Origin of the sequence: Mesorhizobium sp. M2A.F.Ca.ET.037.01.1.1 (assembly GCF_003998075.1) — a bacterium.
GTDB lineage: Bacteria > Pseudomonadota > Alphaproteobacteria > Rhizobiales > Rhizobiaceae > Mesorhizobium.
Map to the genome: position 1 here is coordinate 1 of NZ_RZSA01001317.1, position 1,454 is coordinate 1,454.

A 1,454-nucleotide genomic window follows, 5' to 3' on the forward strand; every position below is an offset into this window, starting at 1 on the left:
GGTCGAGCGTCAGCTGCTGAAAGCCGAACGTATGGAGCTGGCCCGCCTGCAAGGCGCCGCGCACCATCCCCTCGAAGAACCGGTCCTGCTGCTGGAAATGCTGGGTCCTCAAGAAGAGTCCCTCGGACCACAGCACCCTGTTTGCGTCGCTCATGCTGCCACTCTCTGCACTGCCCTGTTGACGCTTCGCTAGGCGGATATGCCGCCTTTGCCGAGGCTGACATTGATGGTGAATTTCGACCCCGGCGAAACCGACTTGGTCGTGCGCCAGTTGCGTCCGCCGGGTTCGCGGATCAGCGCGACGAAGCCGAGCGCCGTGGCGTTCGGCTCGACCGTGATGGTCTTGGCCGCCGTCTTGCCCGGCGCGACCGAGATCGCGTCCGAGCCGATCAGGTCGGCGCCCAGCGCCGAGCCGGCATCGCCCTGCAGCGCGAAATAATCGGCCGAGTTGAACTTGCCGGTGCTGGCAAGCCGCATCACCAGAACCGTCACCGGCCGGTCGCCGCCGCCCGGTCCCGGATTCATGCCGGCGCCGCCGGTCACGTTGACCGAGATCACCGATGGTTTCGGCGGGCCGCTCTGGCAAGCCGCAAGCAGCCCCGTCGCGCCGAGAGCAACGATGAATTCGCGTCTGTCGATCATGTCCCTACTCCTCTTCGTAAGCGTCCCTGAAGTCTGCGCCGATCTCGCCCAGGAAGCTCGATTCCGCGCTCTGGGCGATGTCGCGATGGCGTTTCTGGTAGAGCTCCCACAGCTTGGCGTTGCGCCCGCCTGCGAGCAGATTGCCGATCGCGGAATTGGACTTGAGCTCTTCCTCGATCGCGGCCGGATCGAAACGGTCGATCATGCGCCGAAGCGCGGCCTGAACGCCGCGCCAGGCGCGCACGTGATGCTGCGCGAGGTCCTTGACAGCATCGCTGATCGCCGCCTCGCCGGAGAGAAAGCCGGGGCTGCGCTCGGCGATGATGGTGACGATGACATCCTCGACCGTCGGCAGGAATTTGAGCGGGTTGACTTCCGAAGAACCGACCACCGTCTGCGCGACGCGCGCGCTCCCCTTCTCTTCGGCGCGCTTGCGCAAGAGCTGCATCAGGCCGTCGAGCATCAGCCTGTATTCGCGGCCGAATTTCTCCATCTCGACGAGCGGATCGCGCCCGGGAAAGTCGGCCTCCTCGACGCCCATGCCGCGCAGGAATGCCGCGCGCAGCGCCATGTCGCTCGGCGCAGGCTGCGCTGCACGCGATGGCCTCGGCGCGGAAACAGGGCGAGGTTGCGGAGTAGGGGGTTGGGGCGCCTGCGCCGGTATTTCCCAGGGACGGGCGGCCTTCGGCTTCTCGGCCGGCCGCTCGAAGCGATCGGCTGGATCGGCACCGTGGCCGGAAGCGGGCGTCGCGGCTGGCCCGAAGCTGAAATCGTCGAAGCCGGCGGCTTTGGGCGGGGGCTCGGGCATGTCG

3 protein-coding genes are annotated in these 1,454 nt (G+C 67.0%); all 3 read right to left on the bottom strand.

Annotated elements, in window-relative coordinates; all coding sequences use genetic code 11:
* Window positions 1-154 (bottom strand): type VI secretion system baseplate subunit TssK (gene tssK, locus EOA27_RS36310; RefSeq protein ID WP_189562308.1); only part of this gene is annotated, 154 nt, incomplete at its 3' end.
* Window positions 155-189: 35 nt separating this feature from the next.
* Window positions 190-642 (bottom strand): type VI secretion system lipoprotein TssJ, encoded by a 453-nt coding sequence (tssJ, locus tag EOA27_RS36315; protein WP_040985738.1) that lies wholly within the window; start codon window positions 640-642, stop codon window positions 190-192.
* 4 nt (window positions 643-646) lie between these two features.
* Window positions 647-1,454 (bottom strand): type VI secretion system-associated FHA domain protein TagH (gene tagH, locus EOA27_RS36320; protein ID WP_127258707.1); only part of this gene is annotated, 808 nt, incomplete at its 5' end.